Here is a 26,205-nt window from a genome sequence, read left to right as displayed (position 1 = left end):
AGGGATGACGGTGACCGATGGCGCTGATGGAGACGAACTGGCGGCTGCTGGACACCGGGCACCGCCCGGGGCCGGAGAACATGGCCATCGATGAGGCGATCGCCATGGCCCACGGGCGGGGGGAGGTGCCGCCCACCCTGCGCTTCTACGGGTGGAACCCTCCGGCGGTGTCCATCGGCTACTTCCAGTCGATGCTGGGCGAGGTCGACCTGGACGCGGTGCGGGCCGGCGGCTACGGCTACGTGCGGCGGCCCACCGGCGGCCGGCTGATCTTCCACCACATGGAGCTCACGTACAGCGTGGTGATCCGGGAGGAGCTCCTGCCCGGCGGGGTGATCGAGACCTACCGGGAGATCTCCCGGGGGCTCCTGGCCGGGATGGCGGAGCTGGGCGTGCCGGCCGCGCTCTCCGGCGGTGACCGGGATCCGCGCCGCGCGGATCCCGACGGGTTCCACACGGCGTGCTTCGACACGGCCTCGGCCTACGAGCTGCAGGTCGGCGGCCGCAAGGTCGCGGGCTCAGCCCAGACGCGGAGGGACGGGGTGATCCTGCAGCACGGGTCGATCCTGCTGGATATCGACGTGCCCCTGCTCTTCCGGCTGATGCGGCTGCCGGAGGGGATCCCGGCGGAGCGGCTGATGGCGCGCTTTCGCGCCAAGTCCACCACCCTGGCCGAGGCGCTGGGCCGGCCCGTGAGCTGGGCGGAGGCCCGGGACGCCTTCGCCGCAGGCTTCGCCCGGGCGCTGGGGCTCACGTTGACCCCGGGCCAGCTCACGGAGAGGGAGGAAAAAGAGGCGCAGACGCTTGTCGAGGCCAAGTACGGGTGTGATAATTGGAACATGAGAAAATAAGCAGGGGGCGGCTCACTCCATGGATGCACTGAAGCGGTATGATCCCGAGGTCTTCGCGGCCATTCAGCAGGAGGTCGAGCGGCAGCAGCGCAACATTGAGCTGATCGCCTCGGAGAACTTCGTGCCCAAGGCGGTCCTCGAGGCGGCGGGCACGGTGCTCACCAACAAGTACGCCGAGGGCTATCCCGGCCGGCGGTACTACGGCGGCTGCGAGTACGTGGACATCGTGGAGAACATCGCCCGGGAGCGGCTGAAGGCGGCCTTCGGCGCGGAGCACGTCAACGTCCAGCCGCACTCGGGGGCCAACGCCAACACGGCGGTCTACTTCGCCTTCCTCCAGCCCGGCGATACGGTGCTGGGCATGAACCTGGCCCAGGGCGGCCACCTGACCCACGGCTCGCCGGTCAACTTCAGCGGCAGGACTTACAACTTCGTGCCCTACGGCCTGGACCCGGAGACCGAGCGGATCAACATGGACCAGGTGGCGGAGCTGGCCCGGCAGCACCGGCCCAAGCTCATCGTCGCCGGCTACTCGGCCTACCCGCGGGTCCTGGACTTCAAGCGGTTCCGGGAGATCGCCGAAGAGGTGGGCGCCATCCTGATGGTGGACATGGCCCACTTCGCCGGCCTGGCGGCCACGGGCTACTACCCGAACCCGGTGGAGCACGCGCACGTGGTCACCACCACCACCCACAAGACGCTGCGCGGGCCGCGGGGCGGGGCGATCCTCTGCAAGAAGGAGTTCGCCAAGGAGATCGACAAGGCGGTCTTCCCGGGCATGCAGGGCGGCCCCCTGATGCACATCATCGCCGCCAAGGCGGTGGCCTTCAAGCAGCTCTCCGACCCGGACTACAGGGCATACTGCGGCCAGGTGGTGAAGAACGCCAAGGCCCTGGCCCAGGCGCTGCTGGAGCGGGGCTACCGGCTGGTCACCGGCGGCACCGACAACCACCTGATGCTGGTGGACCTGCGGCCCAAGGGCATCACCGGCCGGGACGCGGAGCACCTGCTGGACAGGGTCTCGATCACGGTCAACAAGAACGCCATCCCCAACGACCCCGAGAAGCCGATGGTGACCAGCGGCATCCGCATCGGCACCCCGGCCATGACCACCCGGGGGATGAAGGAGGCCGAGATGGTCCAGATCGCCGACCTCATCGACCGGGCCATCACCCACCGGAACGACGAGGCGGAGCTGGACCGGATCCGGGCGGAGGTGCACGAGCTCACGGCCCGGTTCCCGCTCTACGCCGACTAGCGGCCAGGAGCAGCTGGCACCGGCGGGCGATCATCCGCACGCACACGGATGCAGCCAGGCGGATCCCCGTGGCGGGTCCGCCTGGCTTGCGTGTCCCTGCGGGCTCATGCGCCGGTGAGCCTGGCCGTCCACAGGATGCGGGCCTCCACCGGCCGGTTCTCCCGCACCACCTCCGCCGCCAGGGCGATCTCGTCGAAGACCACCGTGCCCGGAACTCGCAGGCGGAGGAGCTCCGCCGCCTCCTCCTCGGAGCGCTCCCGCACCTGCAGCGTGCAGTGGGGCTGGTAGGGGAAGGGGCTGGGCCGGAAGCGAATGCCGGAGTTCTTCAGCCGCCCGGAACGGCGCCTCGTCCTTCAGGGAAAGCCAGTAGATGTGGGTGCCCGGGAAGCGCCGCACCTCGCCGAACTCGGTCTGAAACGGCGGCGTGGACGCGGCGATCCGCTCCAGCGCCTGCACCACCGCGGCGGGATCCTGGTCGGGTTCCAGGACGTCCACCCCGCTCGATCCCGCCACGGTCACCTCCACCGGGTTGGGGGAGGGGTGGCCGTACCGCTCCCGGATCCGCAGCACCTGGTCGGCGACGGGCGGCTTGATGGGCAGGATGACGTACGTGGGGTGTGTGAAGTCCATCGCAGGCGCCCTCCTTTGTTCTGGAACAGCACCATTGCGATATTATAGTGCACGGCAGGCGCATCGCCAGACCGCGGGGGCGCGCACCGGCCGGTTCGACGCGCAGCGCCGGCAGGGGGGATTCCTGCCGGCGCATCCTCATTCGACCGTCGCTTGGTTCTGATCCTCGTCCGGCGCGCAGCACAGGTCGCCCCGGCCGGATTCCAGCGCGCCCTTCAGGCTGTCCAGGACCTGCCGCCACGCCGCGGCGTGCCAGCGGCGCGCCTCCGCCCAGCCGTCGCCCTCGCCCCATCCGGCGTGGACTACCGTCACCCGGGTTCCCCCCTCGACCGGCTCCATCGTCACCGTGACGGCGGTCAGCCGGTCGGGGTGGTTCATCACCGCGGCGAACAGGTCCGGGCCCTTCCAGGTGAACGCCAGCCGGGTCATGGGCTCCACTGCGGTGAAGGTGCAGCCCGCGGTGCAGTCCCGGCTGCGGTCCGCGGGATTGAAGAACAGCTCGAACGCCCCGCCCGGGCGCGGGTCGATGGTGGCCGCCGGGGCGAACCACTGGGTGATGCGCTCCGCGCGGGTCCAGGCCCACCAGACGACCTCCTGCGGGGCCTTGACCAGCACCTGCGTCTCCACGGCCTCCATGTCCGTCCCTCCCTATACGATCAACTGATCCATATGTTAACGGCACGGGCCCGGACAGGAGGTTCTCCACGCACTGCCATTACCTTCCATCCGGCAGGAAGGCGCGCAGCCAGGTGCCGCCGAACCGGCGGATGATCTCCCCGTCCACCAGCTCGATGCGCAGCCCAGCGACCTCGTCGCCCGGCCGCACCGTCACCGGGACGGGGTTCCAGCGGGCGAGGTCGCCGCTGGTGTCCACATCGCCGTAACCGCCGTAGGCGAAGCCCGAGCCGAGGTCCCCCGGGTAGCGCATGCGGGCGGCGAGGTACGCGGCCAGCACGTAGTAGCGCCCCTCCGGGACCCGCCGCAGGGTGAAGGGCCCCGGGGCGGGGATGGCGGTCCAGACGGCGGGGTAGGTGTCGGGCAGAGGGCCGGGGAACAGGCCGATGTAAAGCGCCCTTCCCTCCCGGTCGCCCCGGTAGAGCACCTCGCCCCGCACGGTCCCGGTCCGGGGCGGGCCGAGCCAGCGGGACAGGGCCCCGGCCAGGCCATACCGGCGCGCGGAACCGGCCGCCGGGGGCTGCGCAGGCCCGGACTCCGACACGGCCTGCGCCAGGCGGCGGAACTCCCCGGGCGTGACGCCCAGGTACCGCAGGAACATGCGGCGCAGCTGCGCCGGGGCGCTGTAACCCACCTCCAGTGCCACGTCGCGGACCGGCGCGTCGGAGAGGACCAGCAGCGCCTTGGCCGCCTCCAGCCGGACCCGGGTGCGGTACTCCTCCATGGTCACCCCCACGCCCCGCCGGAAGAGGGCGCTCAGCCGGGTGCGGGTGAGCGACGCCGCCCGCTCCAGGTCGCCTTCGATGTTGCAGCTGAGGTCCTCGTGTAGCCGGGCCATCGCCCGGTGGAGGGCGTGCCACTGGTCGTCGGAGAGCATGGCGCCCCGGATCAGGGGGAGGTGGGTCAGGTCCCGCCAGAGAGGGCTCACGTGGATGCGGACCGGCTCCCCGGGCGCAACCGGGCGGCCGAAGCCGTAGATCCCCCCGTGGCTGCCCCAGCCCAGCCCGTTCAGCGTCCCCCGGTCGTCCGGGATGCCGCCCACCGCGTGCAGGTACCAGCCGCCGTCGGGCAGGTCCAGCGTGAACCGGCCAGGCCCTTCCAGGGTGTCCATGGCCACGGGCTGCCCCTCGATGCGGGGCCCCGGGAACGCCCCCACCTGGTAGACGGTTGCGCCGGGACAGTGGCCGCAGAGCTCTCCTTCGACCCGGAACACGGCGGGCTTCCCCCTTCCGTCGCGCTGACAGGCAGTTCGGATTCCTGCCCCTTTTTCTGTCGAGGCGCGCCCGCAACCTGTTATGGCTGCGGGCTTTCCGCCGGGGGTCTGCCCTGCCGCTGCGCCTGGGCAGGGCGTCCGCCCGAGGGCGCAGGTCTACGGCCCCTGGAGGGATGGTTAACCGCACGAAGAATCATTGGAGCACAGGCCACAGCGAGAGGAGGAGCGCGGTGCTCGCCGTTGTCAACGCACGGATCCTGACCGTCTCCGCCGGCGTGATCCCGTCCGGGGCCGTGCTGGTGGACGACGCCGGCCGGATCGCGGCGGTCGGGGAACGGGTCGACGTACCGGAGGGAACAGAGATGATCGATGCCGGGGGGCGGACGCTCACCCCCGGGCTGGTGGACGGCTTCAGCCGTCTGGGGCTGATCAACGAGGGGCTCGGCTGGGCGGGCAGCGATGCCGACGAGTCCACCGATCCCAACACGGCCCACGTGCGCGCCCTGGATGGCCTCTACCCCTTCGACCGGGGCATCGCCGAAGCCCACACCGGCGGCGTCACGACGGTGCACGTGGTGCCCGGCGGCAGCAACGTCCTGGCGGGGCAGGCGCTGGCGATCAAGCTGCGCAGGGCGGTCGCAGCCGACGACCTGGTCCTCCGCCACCCCACCGGCGTGGCGGCCGGCCTGGGCGAGCGGCCGAAGGCCGCCTACGGCGGGGAGAAGCGGATGCCGGCGACCCGCATGGGCGTCGCCGCCGTCCTGCGGGAGGCCTTGGTGAAGGCCCAGGAGTACGACCCCGGGAAGGAGCGGGACCTGCGCTGCGAGGCGCTGCTGCCCGTCCTGCGGGGCGAGCTGCCGCTGCTGGTGGAGGCGCACCGGGCGGATGACATCGTCACCGCCCTGCGGATCGGCCGGGAGTTCCGCATCCGCATCACGCTGCTGGGCGCGACCGAGGGCCACCTGGTGGCCGACCTCATCGCCGAGGCGGGGGCCGCGGTGGCGGCGGGGCCGTCCCTGGCCGCCCGGGGCCGGCAGGAAACCCGGGACGTGGGCTTCCACCTGCCGCTTGCGCTGCACCGGCACGGGGTGCCCACCGCGATCGTCACCGGCCATCCCCAGCTGGACCAACTGTACCTGAACGTCGCCGCCGCCCTGGCCGTGCGCGAGGGGCTGATGCCGGAGGAGGCGCTCCGGGCGGTCACCCTGACCCCGGCGGAGATCCTGGGCGTGGCGGACCGGGTCGGCAGCATCGCCCCCGGCAGAGACGCCGACCTGGTGCTCTGGGACGGCGACCCGCTGGAGCTCACCACCCGGGTGGCCTGGACGATGGTGGAGGGCAGGGTGGTCTACATGGATGACGACCGCGGGAGCGCCCACGGCGGCTGGGGACACGACGGACGGGAAGGCCCGGAGCCGGGCCGGCCCTGCGGGGAGGTGAACGGGCGATGACCAAGCTGGCGATCACCGGTGCGACGGTCTACCCCATCAGCCGGCCGCCCATGGCAGGCGCGACGCTGCTGGTGGGCGACGGGAAGATCCTGGCGGTGGGGCTGGTGGAGATCCCGTCCGACGCGGAGGTGGTCGACGCCCGGGGGCTGCACCTCTTGCCCGGCTTCGTCGACCCCCACACCCACGTGGGCCTCTGGGGCGAGGGGGACGGCCCGCCCGCCTACGACGGCAACGAGTGGACCTCCCCGACCACGGCGCAGGTCCGGGCGCTGGATGCGATCAACCCGTTCCACGTCTCCTTCGCGGACGCCCGCTCCGCCGGGGTGACCACGGTGCAGACCCTGCCCGGGTCGGGGAACCCCATCGGCGGGGAGATGGTGGTCATCAAGACCCGGGGCCGGACGGCCGACGAGATGGTGCTGCGCCGGCCGTCGGGGCTGAAGGGGGCCCTGGGCGAGAACCCGAAGCGGCTGCACGGGCAGAACCACAAGCGGACGCCCGCGACCCGCATGGGCGTGGCGGCGGTGATCCGGCAGTTCCTGACCCGGGCCCGGGCGTATGACCCGGAGAAGGGCCGGGACCTGGGGCTGGAGCTGGCCCGGAAGGTGCTGGACCGGGAGATCCCGCTCCGGCTGCACGCCCACCGGGCGGACGACATCCTGACCGCCATCCGCATCGCCCGGGAGTTTTCCATCGACCTCTCCATCGAGCACTGCACCGAGGGCTGGATGGTGGTGGACGCCCTGGCCGAGGCCGGGTACCCGGTCACGCTGGGGCCGATGCTGGGCGGCCGGTCCAAGGTGGAGACGGCCAACCTGACCTTCCGCAACCCGGGCATCCTGGAGAAGGCGGGGGTCCACGTCTCGCTGATGACCGACCACCCCTTCGTACCCATCGCGCACCACCGCATCCAGGGGGCCCTGGCGGTCCGGGAGGGCATGAGCGAGGCCGGCGCCCTGCGGGCGATGACCCTCAGCCCCGCCGAGATGCTGGGCGTCGCCGACCGGGTGGGGTCCCTGGAGCCGGGAAAGGACGCCGACTTCGTGCTGTGGAGCGACCACCCCTTCCGGGCGCGGGCCCGGGTGCTGGCCACGTATATCGAGGGGCAGCGGGTGTACGAGGCGAAGAGCCTCTCCTGAGTCCGACGGCGCCGTCGGGTCCGGTGCGCAGGCACCGGACCCTTCTTCTGCTCGGCGTCACTGGCCTGCATCCTGGGCCAACCGGCCGCACGGGCGTAACCCTTTCAAGGATTTACCGTTATGAGGGGTGGTATGGCGGGCCGCCAGTGGCCCGCGGAGACGCAGGAGGCGATCGGCCAGCCGCTCACCCGGGTCCTGGACGCGGGGGACACAGCGGGAGCGCGGACGCCGGAGTCCGGCACAGGTGAGGCTCCTTCCCCGGGGGGGCCTGAGTCCGGCCCCTGGGAAGTCGGGGGCTGGATCACCGGTCTCGGCCTGCTCCTGGCGGAGGGCGGCGCCGTCCTCCGCGCAAGGCGCCGGCCACGCGCCTGAAGGTATGGAGGGTCCGCCAGCTTCCCTGCGTCCATCTGGCACGAGCCCAACAGGAGGTGACGGCAATTGCGCCGGTTCTGGATCGCGCTGCTCCTCGTCCTTGGCCTCTCCGCAACCTGCCTGGGTGACAGCGCACCCCTGGCCCCCGTCGGGCCCCACGTCCAGCCGCTGGACTCCACCACCGTCCGGCTGGCGGAAGAGCGCATCGAGATTTTCCTGCGCCGCGACACACGGCACGATGACCGTCTCAGCACCAGCGCGGTGGGCGAGTACCGCATCTGGTTCCGCTTCGAGCCCGAGGCGGACGAGGAGATGATGGTGGGTTTCCCGCTGTTCATCTTCGACCCCGAACAGGCGATCTTCGGCGCCCACATCGAGAACCTGCGGGTGGAGATCGACGGACGGGAGGTGGCCACGGAGGTCCGCGAGTCCGCTGTGCACCAGGACGCCGATGCCGGTCCCGTGAACTGGGCGGTCTTTCCGGTCACCTTCCGGGCGGGCCAGCCGCTGGAGATGGTGGTCAGCTACACCATGAATGTGCTGCCGTACGGCAAGGGCTACGACGCGCCGCTCTGGGTCGCCTACGTCCTGCGCACCGGCGCCCACTGGGCCGGGACGATCGGCCGGGCGGAGGCGGTGCTGGCCATGGACCGGCCGATCCGGGCGGAGGACATCCGGTCGGAGGAGAACCCCTTCCGCATCACGACCCCCGGCTGGGTGCTGGAGGACGGCGCCCTTCGCTGGGTGTGGGAGGACGTGGAGCCGGACTTCGATATCCATGTGGTGTTGGAGAACCCCTACTGGCGCGACATGGGGGTGGAGATCCGGGAGATGCTGCAGGCAGGCATCGCCGACCCTGCGGCGCTGACCGCGGTAATCGAAGCCACCCGCAGCCTGGCCGAGGCCGGGAACATGGGCATGAACTCCTCCCTGCGGGACGGCAGCCTGCCCGGCGAGGCCGCTGACCGGCTGCTGCCGGATGTACTGGCCGCGGCCGAGTCGTTCCTGGCAGAGCATCCCGACGACGACGAGGTCCGGGTGCAGTACCTGCTCCTCTTGCGGGAGACGTCGCTGCCGCTGGTGTGGGAGTCGGCCGACTGGGTCTGGCGGGTGCGCAGCGAGGACCACCTCGCCCTCTTCCTGCGGGAGGCGGTCGCCCGCGGCATGACCGACCGGCTGTACGTGCAGCGGTGGCGGCCGTGGGCGGAGGAGGAGCTGGCGGGCTACCCGTGGCGTCCCGAGACCCAGGACGCGATCGCCGCCTTCCTGACCGAGGTCATGCCCGGGACGTTCGCTTCGGAAGACGCGGCCCGTGCCTGGGTTGAGGCCAACGCCGGGGAGGCGCTGACGCCTGAGCGGGCTGACCGGCTGGCCGCGGGGGCGGTCCGGCGCGCGGCCACGGCCGGAAGCGGCGCGGCGCAGCCGCCTGCGGCCGATCCGGCCGACCGGCCTTCACCGCCGGCCGGGGAGACCCCTGCGCCCGGGGCCGCGGAGCCCACCGATGCCGGGGCCCAGCGCGGCTGGGCACCCGCTGTCGGGGTTGCCGTCGGTGCGGTGCTGCTCCTGGCGCTGGGGACGGTGGTCGTCCGCCGGCGCCACCGGAGCGACGGCGAGGCGCGGAAGGGATGAGGATGGAGGGGGGCCGCGTGCACGGCTGGGTTGACCGCCCTGCCCTGGCCGGCACAGCCAGGCTCCGGCAGGGAGCCGCCCTCCGTGTACCGAACTGACTATCAATGACTTGGAATTGCAGGCCTGTTCGGTCAGAGTGCCATTGAGCCGGGGATTGCGTATCCAGGGTCTGGCCTCACCGGTTGCCAGCAGGCTGCAATCGGAAGAACTGTGGCGAGAGGGTTGAACGGATGGACAACGAGATGAAGCGCACCCTGTGGGCCGCGGCGGACAAGCTGCGGTCGTCGATGGACGCAGCCGAGTACAAGCACATCGTGCTGGGCCTGATCTTCCTGAAGTACATCTCCGACTCCTTCGTGGCGCAGCGGGAGAGGCTGCGGAAGGTGCTTGCGGACCCCGCGTCCGACCTATATCTGGATGACCCGGCCGACCGGGAGGCCGCCCTGGAGGAACGGGAGTACTACACCATGGACAACGTCTTCTGGGTGCCCGACCAGGCGCGCTGGGAGACCATCCGCGCCCACGCGAAGCAGCCGGACATCGGCGCGCGCATCGACCAGGCCCTGGAGGCCATCGAGGAGGAGAACCCGCGGCTGAAGGGGCTCCTGGACAAGCGCTACGGCCGGGCCCATCTGGAGCCGGGGCGGCTGGGCGAGCTGGTCGATCTGATCTCCACCATCGGGTTCGGCGAGGAGCACCGGGCCAGGGACGTGCTCGGCGAGGTGTACGAATACTTCCTGGGCCAGTTCGCCAGCGCGGAGGGCAAGAAGGGCGGCCAGTTCTACACGCCCGCCTCAGTGGTGAAGCTGCTGGTCGCGATTCTCGCGCCCTACAAGGGGAAGGTCTACGACCCGTGCTGTGGCTCGGGCGGCATGTTCGTGCAGGCGGAGCGCTTTCTGGAGAGCAGGGGCGGCCGGTTCGGGGACCTCTCGATCTACGGTCAGGAGGCCAACCCTACCACGTGGCGGCTGGTCGCGATGAACCTGACGATCCGGGGGCTCGACTTCAACCTGGGCAAGGAGCCGGCCGACACGTTCCACCGGAACCAGCACCCGGACCTGCGGGCGGATTACATCCTGGCCAATCCGCCGTTCAACATGTCCGACTGGGGCGGTGAGCGGCTGGTCGATGACCCCCGGTGGATCTACGGCACGCCGCCGGCCGGCAACGCCAACTTCGCCTGGCTGCAGCACATCCTCTGGCACCTGGCTCCGGCGGGCCAGGCGGGCGTGGTGCTCGCCAACGGCTCGATGTCGTCGCAGCAGAACAACGAGGGCGAGATCCGCAAGAACATGGTGGAAGCCGATGTGGTGGAGGTCATGGTGGCACTGCCGCCGCAGCTTTTCTTCAACACGCAGATCCCGGCCTGCCTCTGGTTCCTGTGCAAGGACAAGACCAAGAACGGCCGGGATCGCCGGGGCGAGGTGCTCTTCATCGACGCCCGTAAGATGGGGCGGATGGAGACGCGTGTCAACCGGGTCCTCGACGACGAGGAGATCGCGAAGATCGCCAACACGGTGCACCTCTGGCGGCAGGACCGGGAGGCGCCGCCCGGACAGGTGTACGAGGACGTGCCGGGCTTCTGTCGCGCGGTCAAGCTGGAGGAGATCGCCGCGAACGGCTACGTGCTCACCCCTGGGCGGTACGTCGGGGCGGAAGAGGTGGAGGACGACGACGAGACGTTTGCGGAGAAGATGGAGCGGCTCACGGCGGAGCTGGCCGAGCAGATGAAGAAGGGGGCCGAGCTGGACGAGCAGATTCGACAGATACTGGGGAGGTTAGGTTATGACCTCTAATTGGCGCGAGGCGACCTGGGGTGAGTTGGCTACCCTGGAGTACGGCAAAGCCCTCAGGGATTACAAGACCAGCACCGGTTCCGTTCCGGTATACGGGACCAACGGGCCGATTGGCTGGACAAACAAGCCCCTCTGCCCCTTTCCGACCGTCATCATCGGGCGTAAGGGCGCCTACCGTGGAGTTCATCTATCGCCCTCTCCCTGTTGGGTCATAGACACCGCGTTCTACATCAGTCCGAAGCAACCTCTGGACATTCGCTGGGCTTATTACCAGTTGCTTACACAAGACATCAACGGGATGGACAGCGGGTCGGCGATTCCTTCGACCAGCAGGGAGGAGTTCTACCGACTTCCCGTCAAAGTCCCGCCGCTCGCGGTTCAAAAGCAGATTGCCGATGTTCTTGGAACGCTAGATTCCAGAATCGCGAACGTGCAAAGCACGAACATTTGCCTCGAGTCAATAGGCCAGGCAATCTTTAAGTCATGGTTTGTTGATTTTGACCCCGTCCGCGCCAAGGCCGAAGGCCGGGATCCGGAAGGCGTGGACGAGGATACGGCAGCGTGGTTTCCGGAGGAGTTTCAGGATTCGGAACTAGGCCCAATTCCCAAAGGATGGCGTGTCGACACCATTGACAGCGTTATCTCGTGTGTGGGGGGCTCGACACCCAGCACCAAGGAGCCTGCCTACTGGAACCCACCGGAATACCACTGGGTAACGCCCAAGGACCTTTCAGGCCAGTCCACGCCCGTACTGCTGACAACTGAGCGGATGATCTCCGAGGCTGGCCTGAAAAAGATCAGCAGCGGACTCCTGCCAGAAGGCACACTCCTCTTGTCGTCCCGTGCGCCGATCGGTTACCTCGCCATTACGAAGATCCCCACAGCGATCAACCAGGGGTTCATTGCCATGCCGCCCGCTGGGCAGCTATCTCCGGAGTACATGCTGTTCTGGAGTCATTACAACCTCGATACGATCAAACAGCACGCAAACGGCTCTACATTCATGGAAATTAGCAAGGCTGCGTTCCGCAAGATCAAGCTCGTTGTGCCTCCGGCGCAGTTGGTCAACCGCTTTACCCAGATTGCCCAGACAGTACTAGAAAGGATAGCGGCCAATGAACGATACCGAATGCAACTAGTCAACCTCCGCGACACCCTGCTCCCCCGCCTCATCGCCGGCAAGCTTCGCGTGCCCGAGGCCGAGGAGGCCCTGAAGGAGGTGCTGTGATGCCCGTCCTGAGCGAAGAGACCCTGGAACAGGCCGCACTCGAATGGCTCCGCGAGCTCGGCTGGGCGGTCGCACATGGGCCCGACATCTCCCCCGTGGACGCCAACACCCCCGGCACCGAGCGGGAGTCCTACCGCCAGGTTGTGCTGACGGGCCGGCTGCGGGAGGCCATCCGCGGCCTCAACCCCCACATCCCGGCCTCGGCGCAGGAGGACGCCCTCCGGCAGGTGGTGAGCCCCAACATCCCCGGTCTGGTGCAGGCCAACCGGCAGTTCCATCGGTGGCTCGTGGAGGGCGTGCCGGTCGAGTTCCAGAAGGACGGGGAGACCCGGGGCGACCGGGTGCGGCTGGTGGACTTCACCGACCCGAGTCGCAACGACTGGCTGGCGGTCAACCAGCTCTCCATTCAGGGGCCGAAGAAGGTGCGCAGGCCGGATATCATCCTGTACCTCAACGGCCTGCCCATCGTCGTCATCGAGCTCAAGAACCCGGCGGACGAAAGCGCCGACATCTGGGCCGCCTTCAACCAGCTCCAGGCCTACAAGGAGGACATCCCCGACCTCTTCGTCTACAACGAACTGCTGGTCATCTCCGACGGCCTCTCCGCCCGCATGGGGTCGCTGACCGCCAACCGGGAGCGGTTCATGGCCTGGCGGACCATCGACGGCCACGAGATCGACCCCCTGGGCGAGATGCGGGAGCTGGAGACCCTGATCCGCGGCGCCTTCCGGCACGACCTGCTGCTGGAGTACCTGCGCTACTTCATCCTCTTCGAAGAGGATGGCCACCTCGTCAAGAAAGTGGCCGGGTACCATCAGTTCCACGCCGTCCGGGCCGTGGTGGAGAGCGTGCTGAAGGCATCGGCCCCGGGCGGCTCCCGCAAGGGCGGCGTCGTCTGGCACACCCAGGGGGCCGGCAAGTCCCTGGAGATGACCTGCCTCGCCGGCCGGCTGATGAGCCACCCGGACCTGAAAAACCCCACCATCGTGGTGGTCACCGACCGGAACGACCTGGACAACCAGCTCTTCGGCGTCTTCGCCGGCGCCACGGAACTCCTGCGGGAGACGCCTGTGCAGGCCGAGACCCGGCCGCGCCTCCGGGAGCTTCTGGCCAACCGGCCGTCGGGCGGCATCATCTTCACCACCATCCAGAAGTTCATGCCCGGCGAGGACGAGGACACCTTCCCGGTGCTCTCCGAGCGGACCAACATCATCGTCATCTGCGACGAGGCCCACCGCAGCCAGTACGGCTTCGCCGCCAGGCTGAGCCTGCCTGAGCGGCGCAGGCGCCCGGCGACCGCACCCATGGGGTCCGGGGGCGACCTGTCCGACCAGATCGCGGCCGAGACGCCCGGCGGGAACTACGCCGTCCGCTACGGCTACGCCCAGCACATGCGCGACGCCCTGCCGGGGGCCACCTTCGTCGCCTTCACCGGCACCCCCGTTGCCCTGGAGGACCGGAACACCCGGGCCGTCTTCGGTGACTACGTGCACATCTACGACGTGCTGCAGGCGGTGAAGGACGGCGCGACGGTGCCCATCTACTACGAGTCCCGCCTGGCCAAGCTCGACCTGAAGGAGGAGGAGATCCCCCGGATCGACGAGGCCGTGGAAGAGCTGACCGAGGACGAGGAGGACGACGCCGCGCGGGCCGCTCAGTACCGCCGCTGGACGGCTCTGGAGAAGCTGGTGGGCGCGCCGCCTCGCATCCAGAAGGTGGCCGCCGACCTGGTCGCCCACTTCGAGCGGCGCCTGGCGGCCATGGACGGCAAGGCGATGGTCGTGTGCATGAGCCGGGAGATCTGCGTGCACATGTACAACGCCATCGTCGCCCTGCGGCCCGAGTGGCACGACCCGGATCCCGAAAAAGGCGTCATCAAGATCGTCATGACCGGTTCCGCCGCCGACAAGCCGCTTCTGCGGCCGCACATCTACAGCAAGGAGGTCCGCAAGCGGCTGGAGCGGCGCTTCAAGGACCCCAACGACCCGTTCAAGATCGTCATCGTGCGGGACATGTGGCTCACGGGCTTCGACGCCCCCTGCCTGCACACGATGTACATCGACAAGCCGATGCGGGGCCACAACCTGATGCAGGCCATCGCCCGGGTCAACCGGGTCTTCAGGGACAAGCCCGGCGGGCTGGTGGTGGACTACATCGGCATCTCGCACGAGCTGAAACAGGCGCTGCGGGAGTACACCGCCGCGCGGGGCCGGGGCGAGCCGGCCATCGATGCGGAGCGGGCCCTGGACATCCTGCGCGAGAAGATGGATGTGCTTAGGGCGATGCTCCACGGCTGCGACTACTCGGCCTTCCGCACCGAGGCCATGGCGCTTCTGCCCAAGGTGGCCAACCACATCCTGGGGCTGGAGGACGGACAGAAGCGCTTCGCCGACCACGTGGTGGCCGCCTCCAGGGCCTTCGCCCTCTGCTGCACCCTGGAGGGCGCCCTGGCCTACCGGGACGAGCTGGCCTTCTTCCAGGCGGTCAAGGCGGCGCTCTCCAAGCGCGCGGAAACCGACCGGAAGGTGGCGGATGAGCGCAAGGAGGCGGCCCTGCGGCAGATCATCGCCCAGGCGGTGGTCTCCGACGAGGTGGTGGACATCTTCGCCGCGGCGGGGCTCAGCAAGCCCGACATTTCCATCCTCTCGGAGGAGTTCCTCGACGAGGTGCGCCGGATGAAGGAGCGCAACCTCGCCGTCGAGCTGCTGCAGCGCCTGATCAAGAACGAGATCAAGGCGCGCTTCGAGACCAACGTGGTCCAGTCGGCGAGGTTCTCGGACCTGCTCCAGCAGGCGCTCACCCGCTACCGGAACCGCACCATCGAGACGGCGCAGGTGATCGAGGAGCTCATCGCCATGGCCAGGCGCTTCCAGGAGGAGGCGCGGCGGGGCGAGCAGCTCGGGCTGAACGAGGATGAGCTCGCCTTCTACGACGCCCTGGCCAGCAACGAGTCGGCCGTGCGGGAGCTGGGCGACGAGGTGCTGAAGAAGATGGCTGTCGAGCTCACGGAGCGGCTGCGTAAGTCGGTGACCGTGGACTGGGCGCGCCGCGAGACGGTGCGGGCCCGGTTGAGGGTCATGGTGCGCACGCTGCTCCGACGGTATAAGTACCCGCCGGACCGGCAGGAGGCGGCGACGAACCTGGTGCTGAAGCAGGCGGAGGTGCTGTCGCAGGAGTGGGCCACGGCCTAGAGCCATCCTTGGACCAACGACGTAGGGGGAAGACTTAAATGTCAGCGGTCGTGGATCAACTGAAGGGTGGATACTGGACAAATCTTCAGAACGTAGGGGCGCGATCCTACGTATGTGGTTACTGTGGTGATAAGGTCGCCGCGGAAGAAGGGTACTCGGCAAAACAGCGTACCGCTGGCGTAGAGGAGCGCGCCTGAGCGTGCTCCTCTTCTTGCCCTCTCAGGCGCTGCCGGCCGGTGCGGATCAAACGAAGAAGCGCAGAATGGCGAACGTGATGCCCAGAGACCCCGCCAGCCAGAACGGCCAGACCACCGGCCACGGCACCCTTCGCGTCGCCCCCAGCCGGTCCGCGAGCAGCGTCCCCACATAGAGGGAGCCAAGCATCGCACCCGGCGGGAACCAGCCGATCGTGAGGAGGGTGAGCAGAGCACCCCAGGCCAGCGGGGCCCAGGGCGAGCGGATCCGCTGCCGCAGCGCCCACTCGCCGATGGCGATGAGCACGGCCCAACCGAAGAGGCCGGCCGCCAGAAACGTCAGCCCGAGCAGGGCCTTCCCGCTGTTCTCATCCAGCGGGGAAAAGGATTCGACCCGCAGCAGCCAGTCGACGAACAGGCCGGCGCTCGCGGCTCCGGCCGCCCAGAACGCGGCGGGCCGCAGGCGCAGCCTTTCCAGGGAGAACCCGATCCCATGGTTCAACATGTCGCATCACGCACACCCTTCGTCCAGCCGGAAGTCCCGGATGATGGTTCGTCCGGCGTCGTCGGTTTCAAACCACACGGTGCCCACTTTCACGATCAGGTTGATCTGACCGGCCAACCACACCACGAACGGCGCCTTGCCGTCGGCGTCGGGCTGCGCCGGTTCGGTCGTCGGCACGCAGTACTCGTCGAATGCGGTGACGCTGGCCAGCTCAACGCCCGTCACCTCGTAGGGCCACGGGGGGATGGCTTCCAGGAAGGCTCCGGCCACGTCGGTCGAGGCGAAGTACCGGGGCAGCTCATCCTCCAGCCGGTACGCCGCCGCGATCTGCGCGGCGTGCAGCACCGCCTCCGGAGCCTCGGGGTACACCAGGTCGCTGCCCTCCGGCACAAACCGCTCCTCCACGATGGCCACGCTGCCCTGCTCCAGGTTCAGCGCGTACCGGCGGATCCGGGTGTGGCGCGCCGGGTCGCCCATGTCCCACTCCACCAGGAGGGCCCCGTCCTCGGTGAAGGACGCGCGGTGCGCCGGGGTGGTCTCCGCGTGCTTCAACCCCCAGCCGTAGAGCCGGTCGTGGGCGAAGGTGCCCGACCGCCGGACGAAGGCCTGGATGCCTACGGCAGTCTGGCCGTCCTCAAACCGGCGCCACTCCAGCAGCACGGCGCGGGGCTGGCCAGGCAGGCTGTGCAGCGAGACCTTCCGCTCCTATCCGAAGGTCTCCCAGGTGAGGAGCTTTTCACCCTGCGCGTCGTAGATCTCCACGGGGTCGGCGGTCCACGTATCGGTGAGGCCCCGGATCCACTCCGGCGCGCCGTCCCCGTCCAGGTCCGCCGGGACGGCGCCGGCCACGGGCGGGTCGTCCGCAGCGCTGTCAGGCCCGGCCGGATCCTCCGGCATCTGGGGATCAGCCGTCTGTCCCGGGTTTTCGGTCCGGTCCGTGGGCGCAGCCGCGGAGGGGTCGGGCCCTCCGGCGCTGCAGCCGCTGACGAGCAGCGCGGCGATCAGGAGCCAGGGCAGGATCCGCGGGTGAACGCGGTGTCGCCGGTTCATCGCGCTGATCACCTCCTGCCCGGTACAACGGGGCAACCGGCGCCGGTTACGGCCACATGCAGGGATCACGCAGGCTTGCGGGCGAGCACCATCCAGTGGCAGGGGGCTGTCTGCCGCCACCGGGAACCGCCGATGCCGGCCTCGTGGAGCAGTTGGTCCAGGTCGCCGACCAGCGGGTAGTCCTCCTCGTCGTCCCAGCGCTCGCCGATGGCCTCCCTGGCCGCGGCCAGCGCCGCCGGGGAGGCGAACAGGATGTCCACCAGGCAGAGCGCCCCGCCGGGTTTCAGCACCCGAGCCAGCTCCCTGCATGCCGCGAGACGGCCCCCGGGCGGGACCTCGTGGAAGGCGAAGCTGGAGATGACCATGTCGAACTCGCCCGAGTCGAAGGGAATGGCGTTGAAATCCCCGACCCGCAGGGTGAAGCCGGGGTGCTTCCCCCGGCAGGCGTCGAGCATGGCGGGCGACGGATCCACCCCAGAGACGCGGACGCCGCGCCCGCGGAAGCGGGCGGCGAAGGCGCCGGTCCCGATGCCCACGTCCAGCACCGACATCCCCGGGGCGACGGGCACCTGTTCGGCGGCGATCCGCAGGGTTTCGGCGTAGCCGACCAGCGGGCCTGCCTTAGGACCGTCCTGTCCCGCCAGATCCAGATCGTAGGTGCGCGCCCAGCGGTCGAACAGGGCGCGGCCCTCTTCGGGGGTGCGTGGCATTTGCAAGGTTCCTCCTTCGGAGATCTGAGGTGGGCGATGCAGATCCTTTCGCTGGCTCTGGTGCGGCACCCTGCGGGAATCCTCGGAGCAGACCGGTCGAGAAAAACTCTCCGAGCCGTACTCCGTCTTCGTGACCGCCTGGTCCCTCTGCGAGGCGACGAAGATGCAGGCCAGCGGCTGGCCGTTGTACGTATTCGGATCGCGGCTGAGGGGTACCACAGAAGAGATCGTGCCGTACTGGATGACCTCGCGCGACCGCCGTGCCGCGGTCCTCCGGCAGGCTGTCCAGGCTCGCGGACACCCCTGCACGGCGCCTGGGCGTCTCCCTTACGCCAATCTAAACGTCATAGATATGAAAGTTGCCCGAGCCGAGGAGGGGTCGGGATGCAGCTTACCGGTTTTCACCACCTCACGGCGATGACCGCCCACATCCGGGAGAACCGGCGGTTCTACACGGAGGTGTTGGGCCTCCGGCTGGCCAAGCGCACCGTCAACCAGGACGACGTGCGGGCCTACCACCTGTACTACACCGACGGCGCCGGGAGTCCCGGCACCGATATCACGTTCTTTGACTGGGACATTCCTCCGGAGCGGCGCGGCACCCGATCGATCGTGCGCACCATGTTCCGGGTCGCCGGCGCTGAAGCGCTTTCCTGGTGGCAGCGGCGGCTGGCCGACGCCGGCCTCGCCGTGGGGGAGGTCATGGACTGGGCCGGGCGCCCGACCCTGCCCTTCGAGGATCCGGAAGGGCAGCGGCTGGCCCTGGTGGACGACGGCGGGCAGGGGCCGGACCCGGTGATCTGGGGGCGGAGCCCGGTGCCTCCCGAGTATCAGCTCCGCGGCCTGGGGCCGGTGGTGCTCAGCGTGCCCGACCCGGGCCCCACCGCCGCCGTGCTGATCCAGGTGCTGGGCATGCGGCGGGTGCGGGACCTGCCCTCGCCCGAGGACGGGCGGCACGTCCTGCACGTGTTCGCCTTCGGCGAGGGCGGGCCGGCGGCCGAGCTGCACGTGCTGGCGCAGCCGGACCTGCCGGCCGCGCAGGCCGGGGCAGGGGGGGTCCACCACGTGGCCTTCCGCACCCCCAACGAGCGGGAGTACCAGGCCTGGCTCCGGCGGCTGAACCAGCTGGGCGTCCGCAACAGCGGCCCGGTGGACCGGTTCTGGTTCAGGTCGCTCTACTTCCGGGAGCCGGGCGGGATCCTCTTCGAGATCGCCACCGACGGCCCGGGCTTTGCCATCGACGAGCCACCGGAGTCCTGGGCGAGAAGCTGGCGCTTCCGCCCTTCCTGGAGCCGCGGCGGGCGGAGATCGAGGCCAAACTGAAGCCCATTGACTAGGGAGGCGAGGCTGTGCTGCGTTACGACCAGTACGTTCCGTCCGACGCCCGGGACGGCGCGCCGCTCTTCGTGCTCCTGCACGGGCGCGGCAGCTACAAGGGCGACCTCATGGGGCTGCAGCCGTACCTGCCGGCCTCCGCGTTAGTGGTCACGCCGGAGGCGCCCTTCCCCGCGGCCCCGTGGGGTTACGGCCCGGGCTGGGCGTGGTACCGGCTGCAGGAACGGGGGATCCCCGAGCCCGAGTCGTTCCGGGAGAGCCAGCGGGCCCTGGCCGAGTTCCTGGCCGAGCTGCCGGCCCGGCTGCCGGTGAGGCCCGGTCCGGTGATCCTGGGCGGCTTCTCCCAGGGCGGCGTGATGAGCCTGGGGTACGCCCTGATGCACCCCGGCGCCGTGCCCATGGTCATCAACTTCAGCGGTTTCCTGCCGGTGCATCCGGACGCGGCCGTGACCCCGGTCAGCGTCAGGGGCACCCGGATCTTCTGGGGCCACGGGGAGCGAGATCCGGCCATCCCCTACGAACTCGCCCTGGAGGGGCAGAAGCGGCTGCGGGCGGCCGGGGCCGACCTGACGGCCTGCACGTACCCGATGGGCCACGCGATCTCGCCGGAGGAGCTGGCCGACATGGTTACCTGGGTCGAGCAGGGGCTTTCGCGCGCGATGGCCCCGTGACAACCGGTGGAAGAGTGTTTATACTGTTACCAAACCCATATGGGCGTCACCACTTCTAAGGGAGAGGGATGCACCATGAATATGTCGGTCCGTAAGATGGCGGTGGCCGGCTTGCTCGGCGCCGTCTCCGCTGCGCTGGGTTTGGTTCCGGGGCTCGGGTTCATCCCGTTCCCCACCGGTCAGGCGGTCACGATCATGCAGATCCCGGTCGTGCTGGCCGCCGTCGCCGAAGGTCCCGCCGTGGGCCTGTTCGTCGGCCTGATCTTCGGCCTCACCTCGTTCCTGCGGGCGACCAACCCGGCCTTCGCTGATCCGCTGGTCTCGATCCTGCCCCGTCTGTTCATCGGCGTGTTCGCGGCGTACGCATTCGCCGCCCTCCGCCGCCGGAACCTGACCCTGGCCCTGGCCGCCGCCGGCGTGGTGGGCACCCTCACCAACACGGGGTTGGTGCTGGGCATGATCCTGCTCCGGGGATACTGGCCACCCGAGGTGGTCTGGACGGTGGCCGTCACCCACGCCCCGCTGGAGCTGCTGGTGGGCACCTTTGCCGTTGTGACGGTGGGTCTGGCCCTGCACCGGGCGGGCTATATCCGGGTCGCTTACCGGCCTTCCGGTCAGAACTCCTAGAGCGCTTATGGCGGCCGCCCTCCGCGGGGAGGGCGGCCTTTCGAACATCGCGGAAAGGACGTGCTGCCCATGACGGATCCGGTTTGGCTGAGCGGCATCACCGACGTGCCGGGCATCCGGGTGGGACATGCCCACGATCTGCAGGCGCTGACCGGAGTGACGGCCGTGCTGGCGCCGGATGGCGCCGTGGTGGGGGTGGCCGTGGAGGGTTCGGCGCCGGGGACCCGGGAGACCGACCTGTGCCGGCCCTGCAACCTGGTGCAGCAGGCCCACGCCGTGCTGCTCTGCGGCGGGAGCGCCTTCGGGCTGGCGGCGGCCCACGGGGCGATGCGCTGGCTGGAGGAGCGGGGGATCGGCCTGCCGACGGGTTACGCCACCGTGCCGATCGTGCCGGCGGCCGTGCTCTACGACCTGGGTGTCGGCTCGGCCCAGGTGCGCCCGGACGAGGCGATGGGTTACGCCGCCTGCGAGGCGGCCACCGACGGCCCGGTGGAGCAGGGCTGCATAGGGGCCGGGGCCGGGTGCACGGTGGGCAAGGCCCTGGGGATGGATCGCGCTGTCAAGAGCGGCATCGGCACCGCCTGTGTGAAGGTGGGCGCCGTCGCAGTCGGGGCCATCGTGGCGGTGAACGCGTTCGGCGACGTGCGCGACCCCGCGACCGGCCGGATTCTGGCCGGACCCCGGGGGGAGGACGGCACATACCTGGACACCACGGCGTTGCTGCTGCAGGGCGCGGCCGGCAGACCCCTTGCGGAGAACACCACCATCGGCGTGGTGGCGGTGGGCGGCAGCCTCTCCAAGGAGGGCGCCAACAAGGTGGCCCGCATGGCCCACGACGGCCTCGCCCGCACCATCTCCCCGATCCATACCATGTTCGACGGCGACACGCTCTTCTGCCTGGCTACCGGCGGGCCGGAGGTGGACGTGACGACCGCCGGCGTCGCCGCCGCCCTGGCGGTGGAGCGGGCGGTGCTGAACGCCGTGCGCCACGCGGCCAGCATGGGCGGGCTGCCGGCCGCGCGAGCCTGGTCATGTCCCGTGAAGGATCGGTAGGGCCCGGTGTCGTCCAACCGGGTGGACGAGCCGGCGGGCGCCGCACGCCTCCTGGTTCTGGACTCGTCCCCCGGGGCGTACTCTCCCCCCAGAGGGGGATGGGACGATGGATGACGGCTTTGCGGCCAAGCTGCTCTCCAACTTCCTGATCGCCCTGGGCGTGACCCTGGGCGGCTCGCTCTCGGGCGCCGCCGCATCGCTGCTGTCCGGCGGCCACCCGCTCGACCGGCTCCGCTACCTGTCAGAAGACCTGCGGCTCTGGGGCATCCTGGTGGCCGTGAGCGGCTCCTTCGAGCCGCTCCGCACCCTGGAGCAGGGGCTCCTGTTCGGGCAGGGCCGCGCCCTGGTCCGGCAGGTGGTGGCCCTGGTGGTCGCCATGGCCGGCGCCAACGTGGCCTACTTCCTTATCCAGACCGTGGCGGGGCGGCGGCTGTGAGCCGGTGGCAGCGTGCGCTGCCCCTGCTGGCCTCGTTCGCGATGGGCTTTGCCGTGGCGATCTGGCTGCTGCCCGTCATGGCCGGGCCGACGGTGCAGCGGCTCCGGCTGGAGCGGGACTTCTGCCTCGCCCGGGTGGAGACCCTGGAGGCGGAGGTGGCCAGGCTGGAGCAGGCGGAGCGGCGAAGGCCCGTCGTCTGCCAGGTCGCGCGGGTGCGGGCGGAGATCGAGGGGCCGGACGAGCGGGTGGCGCTGGAGGCGGCCCGGCGCATCCAAAAGGAACTGGCGGCCGAACAGGTCGGCCGCCAGCTGGAGAACGTTTCCCCGGTCATCCTCTACGGCCGTTACCACGGCCGGCTGTTGGAGATCGACGGGATCACCTACCAGCTCTCGGTGCAGGTGCTGCTGATCGGCCCGGAGCTGGCGCTCCTGGGCCGGGTGGAGCCGGTGGAGAAGGGGACGGAGGGGGACTCGTGAGCGCCGTCAGAACCGGCAGCGGGGGTGCGGGCGCAGGGTGCTGCGCGGCTGCATGGTGCCGTCGCGGAACCGGTCCAGGTTCTGCCGCAGCACGTCGAGGGCGTCCGCGAACCCCGTGAACGGGAAGTACGGCGAGCGGTTCTGCTCCAGGAACCGGGCCAGAGTGCTCTTGGCGAAGACCCAGTCGGCGAAGCTGGCGCCGTAGACGTCGCTGGAGCCGTCGCCGAAATAGATCACCCGGGAGCCGGACGCCTTCAGCCGGCGGGCCACGGCTGCCTTGCAGCAGCCGCACAGGGGGCAGGCCGGATTGCCGTTGGGCCACTCCAGCCGGCCGCGCTCGACGTACCGGTTGGCGAACACCGGCAGGTGGCCGAGACCCTCACGGCCCAGGATGTGCTCGATGTAGAGGGTGAAGCCGTCGCTCACCACGGCCAGGGGAATGCCTTCCCGTTCGGCCCAGGCGACGAGGTCCCGGAAGCCGGGGTCGATGTCCACCCGATCGGCCAGGGCGACCGCCTCGTCCCGGTCCACGTGGGCGAAGGAGGCGAGCCAGAGATCCCGGGAACCGGCCTCGCCGCGGGCGTAGCGGGCGAGGACGTCGGCGGGGTAGGGCGCCAGGGTGCCGCAGATCAGGTCGCCGACGTCTACCAGCGAGATCGTGAAGTCGAAGTCGGTCAGGAGCACCAGCGGCGCGCCCAGGGCACGGGGCCAGAAGCTGTGTTCGAGGTTGTTCGTCACGGGTGCTGCGTTGCCCTCCTTGGGCGGACGATGCCGCCCACCTTTTCTCAAATAACTGACCTATTGTATCATGGTGAGTGAGTGCAGCGGGGAACGGCTTTCGGGTTGCCGGAAGGAGGGATGGCGGTGCGCAGGCTGCTCTACACCATCGCCGCCTTGCTGCTCGCGGTGGGCTCGCTGGGACTGGCCGTCCTGCCGCGCATCGCCCCCGGCTGGCTCGGGTTCGGCGTGCTCGGCGCCTGCTTCTCGGGCATCGGCGCGGCCGGTTGGGTGCTGGGCGGTGTGGCGGCGGGCAACTGGCCGCGGCTGCGCGCCGGGTGGTTCCTGCTCCCCGCCGGCCTCCTGGGGGTCGTCCTGAGCGCGATGGATCACGCCGGTCTGCCCCTGTTCTGGGCCGCCGGCGAGGCGGTGACGGGGCTGCTCCTCCTGGTGCCGCTGTTCCCCCGCCACGATGGCGGCGAGTCGTCCGGACGGCCGCCCGGGCCCGTGCAGGCCCCGCCCGTCGCCGGCCGGCAGGAGGGCCGCTGAGGCGCACGCCTGGGCCGCCTTTCCGCCCGACGGGGCATGAACGCGCCCGCTCCCCGGCCACACTAGGGCCGAGGAGGCGATGGCATGGGCAAGACGGTGGTGGGCCTGTTCCGGCACAGCGGCGACGCCGACCTGGCGGCGGCCCACCTGCGGGACGCATTCGCGTTGGACGCGGACAGGCTGAACGTGATCGGCGAGGCTGACCTGGGCGCCATGAGCGGCGCCCGGATCAGCGACACCGACGCGTGGCTGCTGGCCGCCTTTGCCGACGTCGGCATGGAGGTTGGCCTGGACGCCGGTTCGGACCCCGGCCTGGACCTGGCGGGCAGCCGCGCTCCGGTGTTCCGCCGCTGGGGCGACCAGGTCCGCCGGGGCCGCACCCTGGTCGTGGCCCGCGCCGACGACCCCGATGAGGCGGTCGCGATCGCCGGCGAGATGCGCCGGGCGGGCGCGGACCGGGTGGACCTGATCGGGGAGGAGAACTGGCCGGCGCGCTAGCGATCCGCAGGCGACTTCGCCTTGTCGATCTTCTCTCGAACCTCATCGGAGGCGACCCGGGTCACCTCGGTGGTGATGGACTGGGTCGCCTTCCTGAATTCGCGGATCGCCTGGCCCATGCTGCGGCCCAGCTCGGGAAGCTTGTTGGGCCCGAAAACCACCAGTGCCACGATCATGATGACGAGGATCTCCGTAAATCCCAGATTGCCCAAGGCCGCATATCTCCTTTAGGAAGGACTCGAGGTCTACTTTACCGTGAGGCGCCTGCATTGTCCATAGCGTGCGGCGGCAGCCAGGCCTCCCGCAGCCGCTGAATCTCCTGGGTGTCCGGCAGGAAGTAGGAGACCGGGCCCACGTACGCCGCATATCCGGGCAGGGTCTCCGTCACCAGCGTGCCTTCGTGGTAGGTGCGAATCGCGATCGTGGCCAGCCGGATCTGCTCGGTCAGGGGCAGGTTGGTGTCCACGTACCGGGCGGCGGTCCGCAGCAGGGCGGGCAACTTCGGCAGATTGGCGGGCTGCAGGGCCCGCCGCGCGGCCGCCCGCAGGAACTGCTGCTGCCGCCGGATGCGGCTCAGGTCGTCGCCGGCGGCGTCGTTGCGGAACCGCACGTACTGCTCGGCCCGGGCCCCGTCCAGCACCTGATGGCCCGGTCGGAGGTCAATGACCAGGCCGTCGTCGGGGTCCACGTAGCGCATCGGCGCCTCGATGTGCATCGGTACGCCGCCGATCAGGTCCACCAGCCGGCGGAAGCCGGCCAGGTTGACCTTTACATAGTGCTCTACGGGCAGGCCCAGGAGCTCGGACACCGTCCGGGTGGCCAGTTCGGGCCCGCCCCAGGCGTAGGCGGCGTTGAGCTTGGCCTCCCCGACGCCCTCCAACGTCACGCGGGTGTCCCGCGGCAGCGACAGCACCCGCAGGGGTCCGCCGCCCACCCGCACGAGCAGCATCGTGTCGGATCGGCCCGGATCGCCGGGCCGCTCGTCCACCCCGAGTACCAGCACATAGGCGGGCGCTGTTCCTTCCGGCTCTTCGGCCTGCCCCTCAGGCACCAGTCCCAGCTGCACGGAGTCCGCCCCGGCGGATCCGCCGGGGGCGGGCGTGCCGGGGGGGTGCTGGGCGGCGAACCACCGCCACCCCAGGGCCAGGGCGCAGAGGGAGAGAATCCATCCGAGAAGCGCGCCCGCGAAGAAGCGGCGCATCGCCCGGCCTCCTTTTCAGCGGGATATTCTAGGTATCCCCCGGAAGCCGGGCGACCACGCCGCCCCGGCGAATGGAGATTGCTGGGAGCTCAGTCTTCCAGCACGTGCAGCACCTTGTACCCGTGCCGCTCCAGCAGGTCGATGAGCGGGCGGGACGCCTCCGTCTCCACCCGGATGATGATCTGATACTGGTCCAGCACCGACGAACGGAAGGTGGCCACGTTCCGGATGGCCACCCCGGCATCGCGGATGAGCTCGGCGATGCGCGCCAGCTGGCCGACCCGGTCCGGCACCACCAGGGTGAGCCGGATGGTCCCGGAGTCTACCCCCAGCAGGTGCGCGAACGCGCGGAAGATGTCGTGCTCGTGGATCACGCCGACCAGCCGCTCGCCGTGGACGACCGGCAGCAGGGGGATGTCCCGCTTGAACATCAGCTTGGCGGCCGTCTCCACCAGGTCGTCGGGGCGCACCGTCACCGGATCGGGCACCATGAACTCCTTCACCGGCCGGGGCAGCGCCGCCTGGCGGCCGTCGCGCATGCAGGCCTCGTAGATGTCGGTGAGCTGGATGATGCCCACCACCCGCCGATTCGCCGTGACCGGCAGACAGTCGTAGTTCTTGGTCTGGATGATCTCGTAGGCCTGCTGAAGCGTGTCGTCCGGCGAAACCGTGGTCACATCCTCGGTCATCACGTTGCGAACGATCACCGGAACCAGCCCCCTTTGGACGTCGGCCTTGTCGCAAGGTAAA

Annotated in this window: 27 protein-coding genes and 1 pseudogene; 16 read left to right on the top strand and 12 right to left on the bottom strand. The window is 69.9% G+C overall.

What is annotated here, in order from left to right; all coding sequences use genetic code 11:
* The first annotated feature begins 17 nt into the window (after positions 1–17).
* Entirely contained in the window at positions 18–851 is an 834-nt protein-coding gene (locus STH_RS09635) for a lipoate--protein ligase family protein (RefSeq protein ID WP_207635378.1), read from the top strand.
* 19 nt (positions 852–870) lie between these two features.
* Positions 871–2,109, top strand: a complete 1,239-nt coding sequence (gene glyA / locus STH_RS09630; RefSeq protein WP_011196044.1) for a serine hydroxymethyltransferase — start codon at positions 871–873, stop codon at positions 2,107–2,109.
* A gap of 104 nt (positions 2,110–2,213) precedes the next feature.
* Here the strand turns inward: glyA and STH_RS18820 are convergent, their stop codons facing one another.
* The 4 genes and pseudogenes from STH_RS18820 to STH_RS09620 form a co-directional block, all read right to left on the bottom strand.
* Positions 2,214–2,372, bottom strand: coding sequence for a hypothetical protein (locus STH_RS18820; RefSeq protein ID WP_158506897.1), 159 nt, complete (start codon positions 2,370–2,372; stop codon positions 2,214–2,216).
* Between the two features lie 76 nt (positions 2,373–2,448).
* Positions 2,449–2,739: pseudogene (locus tag STH_RS19945) on the bottom strand (2'-5' RNA ligase family protein); the annotation flags it as partial.
* 138 nt (positions 2,740–2,877) lie between these two features.
* A complete protein-coding gene (locus STH_RS09625; protein WP_043713867.1) occupies positions 2,878–3,375 on the bottom strand; it encodes an SRPBCC family protein in 498 nt (165 codons plus the stop codon).
* Between the two features lie 79 nt (positions 3,376–3,454).
* The gene (locus STH_RS09620; protein WP_043713866.1) at positions 3,455–4,627 is read right to left on the bottom strand and encodes a helix-turn-helix domain-containing protein; all 1,173 of its coding nucleotides are present in this window, start codon (positions 4,625–4,627) and stop codon (positions 3,455–3,457) included.
* 230 nt (positions 4,628–4,857) lie between these two features.
* Here STH_RS09620 and STH_RS09615 point away from each other — a divergent pair, with 230 nt between their 5' ends.
* The 6 genes from STH_RS09615 to STH_RS09585 all read left to right on the top strand — a co-directional run bounded on the left by STH_RS09615 (position 4,858) and on the right by STH_RS09585 (position 15,433).
* Complete coding sequence (locus STH_RS09615; RefSeq protein ID WP_011196040.1) at positions 4,858–6,078, top strand: amidohydrolase; 1,221 nt, start codon at positions 4,858–4,860, stop codon at positions 6,076–6,078.
* Entirely contained in the window at positions 6,075–7,217 is a 1,143-nt protein-coding gene (locus STH_RS09610; protein ID WP_011196039.1) for an amidohydrolase, read from the top strand. Before STH_RS09615 ends, STH_RS09610 begins: the two co-directional genes overlap by 4 nt.
* A gap of 438 nt (positions 7,218–7,655) precedes the next feature.
* Positions 7,656–9,218 (top strand): hypothetical protein, encoded by a 1,563-nt coding sequence (locus tag STH_RS18815; RefSeq protein WP_011196038.1) that lies wholly within the window; start codon positions 7,656–7,658, stop codon positions 9,216–9,218.
* 230 nt (positions 9,219–9,448) lie between these two features.
* Complete coding sequence (locus tag STH_RS09595) at positions 9,449–11,014, top strand: type I restriction-modification system subunit M (protein ID WP_043713864.1); 1,566 nt, start codon at positions 9,449–9,451, stop codon at positions 11,012–11,014.
* Entirely contained in the window at positions 11,004–12,242 is a 1,239-nt protein-coding gene (locus STH_RS09590) for a restriction endonuclease subunit S (RefSeq protein WP_043713863.1), read from the top strand. The genes STH_RS09595 and STH_RS09590 overlap by 11 nt, the downstream gene beginning before the upstream one ends.
* Complete coding sequence (locus tag STH_RS09585; RefSeq protein WP_011196035.1) at positions 12,242–15,433, top strand: type I restriction endonuclease subunit R; 3,192 nt, start codon at positions 12,242–12,244, stop codon at positions 15,431–15,433. Before STH_RS09590 ends, STH_RS09585 begins: the two co-directional genes overlap by 1 nt.
* Before the next feature lie 243 nt (positions 15,434–15,676).
* On the opposite strand, the gene STH_RS09580 is transcribed toward STH_RS09585, so the two are convergent.
* The 4 genes from STH_RS09580 to STH_RS09565 all read right to left on the bottom strand — a co-directional run bounded on the left by STH_RS09580 (position 15,677) and on the right by STH_RS09565 (position 17,892).
* A complete protein-coding gene (locus tag STH_RS09580) occupies positions 15,677–16,132 on the bottom strand; it encodes a hypothetical protein (RefSeq protein WP_011196034.1) in 456 nt (151 codons plus the stop codon).
* A gap of 6 nt (positions 16,133–16,138) precedes the next feature.
* Positions 16,139–16,792 (bottom strand): hypothetical protein, encoded by a 654-nt coding sequence (locus STH_RS09575; RefSeq protein ID WP_011196033.1) that lies wholly within the window; start codon positions 16,790–16,792, stop codon positions 16,139–16,141.
* A gap of 45 nt (positions 16,793–16,837) precedes the next feature.
* The gene (locus STH_RS09570; protein ID WP_011196032.1) at positions 16,838–17,182 is read right to left on the bottom strand and encodes a hypothetical protein; all 345 of its coding nucleotides are present in this window, start codon (positions 17,180–17,182) and stop codon (positions 16,838–16,840) included.
* A gap of 65 nt (positions 17,183–17,247) precedes the next feature.
* A complete protein-coding gene (locus STH_RS09565) occupies positions 17,248–17,892 on the bottom strand; it encodes a class I SAM-dependent methyltransferase (RefSeq protein WP_043713861.1) in 645 nt (214 codons plus the stop codon).
* Positions 17,893–18,276: 384 nt separating this feature from the next.
* Between STH_RS09565 and STH_RS09560 the strand changes: the two genes are divergently transcribed.
* The 6 genes from STH_RS09560 to STH_RS09535 all read left to right on the top strand — a co-directional run bounded on the left by STH_RS09560 (position 18,277) and on the right by STH_RS09535 (position 22,490).
* Entirely contained in the window at positions 18,277–19,215 is a 939-nt protein-coding gene (locus STH_RS09560) for a ring-cleaving dioxygenase (RefSeq protein ID WP_011196030.1), read from the top strand.
* 26 nt (positions 19,216–19,241) lie between these two features.
* Entirely contained in the window at positions 19,242–19,898 is a 657-nt protein-coding gene (locus tag STH_RS09555) for an alpha/beta hydrolase (RefSeq protein WP_011196029.1), read from the top strand.
* An 81-nt stretch (positions 19,899–19,979) separates the two neighbouring features.
* On the top strand, positions 19,980–20,525 hold the full coding sequence (locus STH_RS09550; RefSeq protein ID WP_197525154.1) for an ECF transporter S component: 546 nt from the start codon (positions 19,980–19,982) through the stop codon (positions 20,523–20,525).
* Between the two features lie 69 nt (positions 20,526–20,594).
* On the top strand, positions 20,595–21,578 hold the full coding sequence (locus STH_RS09545) for a P1 family peptidase (RefSeq protein ID WP_043715510.1): 984 nt from the start codon (positions 20,595–20,597) through the stop codon (positions 21,576–21,578).
* A gap of 106 nt (positions 21,579–21,684) precedes the next feature.
* Positions 21,685–22,014, top strand: a complete 330-nt coding sequence (locus STH_RS09540; RefSeq protein ID WP_011196026.1) for a YtrH family sporulation protein — start codon at positions 21,685–21,687, stop codon at positions 22,012–22,014.
* Positions 22,011–22,490, top strand: a complete 480-nt coding sequence (locus STH_RS09535; RefSeq protein WP_011196025.1) for a hypothetical protein — start codon at positions 22,011–22,013, stop codon at positions 22,488–22,490. The genes STH_RS09540 and STH_RS09535 overlap by 4 nt, the downstream gene beginning before the upstream one ends.
* Before the next feature lie 6 nt (positions 22,491–22,496).
* Here the strand turns inward: STH_RS09535 and STH_RS09530 are convergent, their stop codons facing one another.
* Positions 22,497–23,228, bottom strand: a complete 732-nt coding sequence (locus STH_RS09530; RefSeq protein WP_050742209.1) for an HAD-IB family phosphatase — start codon at positions 23,226–23,228, stop codon at positions 22,497–22,499.
* A gap of 126 nt (positions 23,229–23,354) precedes the next feature.
* Here STH_RS09530 and STH_RS09525 point away from each other — a divergent pair, with 126 nt between their 5' ends.
* Both STH_RS09525 and STH_RS09520 read left to right on the top strand, forming a co-directional pair.
* Complete coding sequence (locus STH_RS09525) at positions 23,355–23,756, top strand: hypothetical protein (protein ID WP_043713860.1); 402 nt, start codon at positions 23,355–23,357, stop codon at positions 23,754–23,756.
* Positions 23,757–23,840: 84 nt separating this feature from the next.
* The gene (locus STH_RS09520; RefSeq protein ID WP_011196022.1) at positions 23,841–24,254 is read left to right on the top strand and encodes a hypothetical protein; all 414 of its coding nucleotides are present in this window, start codon (positions 23,841–23,843) and stop codon (positions 24,252–24,254) included.
* Here STH_RS09520 and tatB read toward each other — a convergent pair.
* The 3 genes from tatB to STH_RS09505 all read right to left on the bottom strand — a co-directional run bounded on the left by tatB (position 24,251) and on the right by STH_RS09505 (position 26,162).
* Positions 24,251–24,466 (bottom strand): Sec-independent protein translocase protein TatB, encoded by a 216-nt coding sequence (gene tatB / locus STH_RS09515; protein WP_011196021.1) that lies wholly within the window; start codon positions 24,464–24,466, stop codon positions 24,251–24,253. The two genes, STH_RS09520 and tatB, sit on opposite strands and share 4 nt — an antisense overlap.
* A gap of 38 nt (positions 24,467–24,504) precedes the next feature.
* Positions 24,505–25,455: an LCP family protein gene (locus tag STH_RS09510; protein ID WP_011196020.1), complete on the bottom strand. Its 951-nt coding sequence runs from the start codon at positions 25,453–25,455 to the stop codon at positions 24,505–24,507.
* Positions 25,456–25,544: 89 nt separating this feature from the next.
* Positions 25,545–26,162, bottom strand: coding sequence for a CBS domain-containing protein (locus tag STH_RS09505; protein WP_011196019.1), 618 nt, complete (start codon positions 26,160–26,162; stop codon positions 25,545–25,547).
* Between the last annotated feature and the right edge of the window lie 43 nt (positions 26,163–26,205).

Source organism: Symbiobacterium thermophilum IAM 14863, from assembly GCF_000009905.1.
Classification (GTDB): Bacteria; Bacillota; Sulfobacillia; order Symbiobacteriales; family Symbiobacteriaceae; genus Symbiobacterium; species Symbiobacterium thermophilum.
Note: the sequence above shows the minus strand (reverse complement) of the source record. Positions and strands in the feature narration are given on the sequence as shown.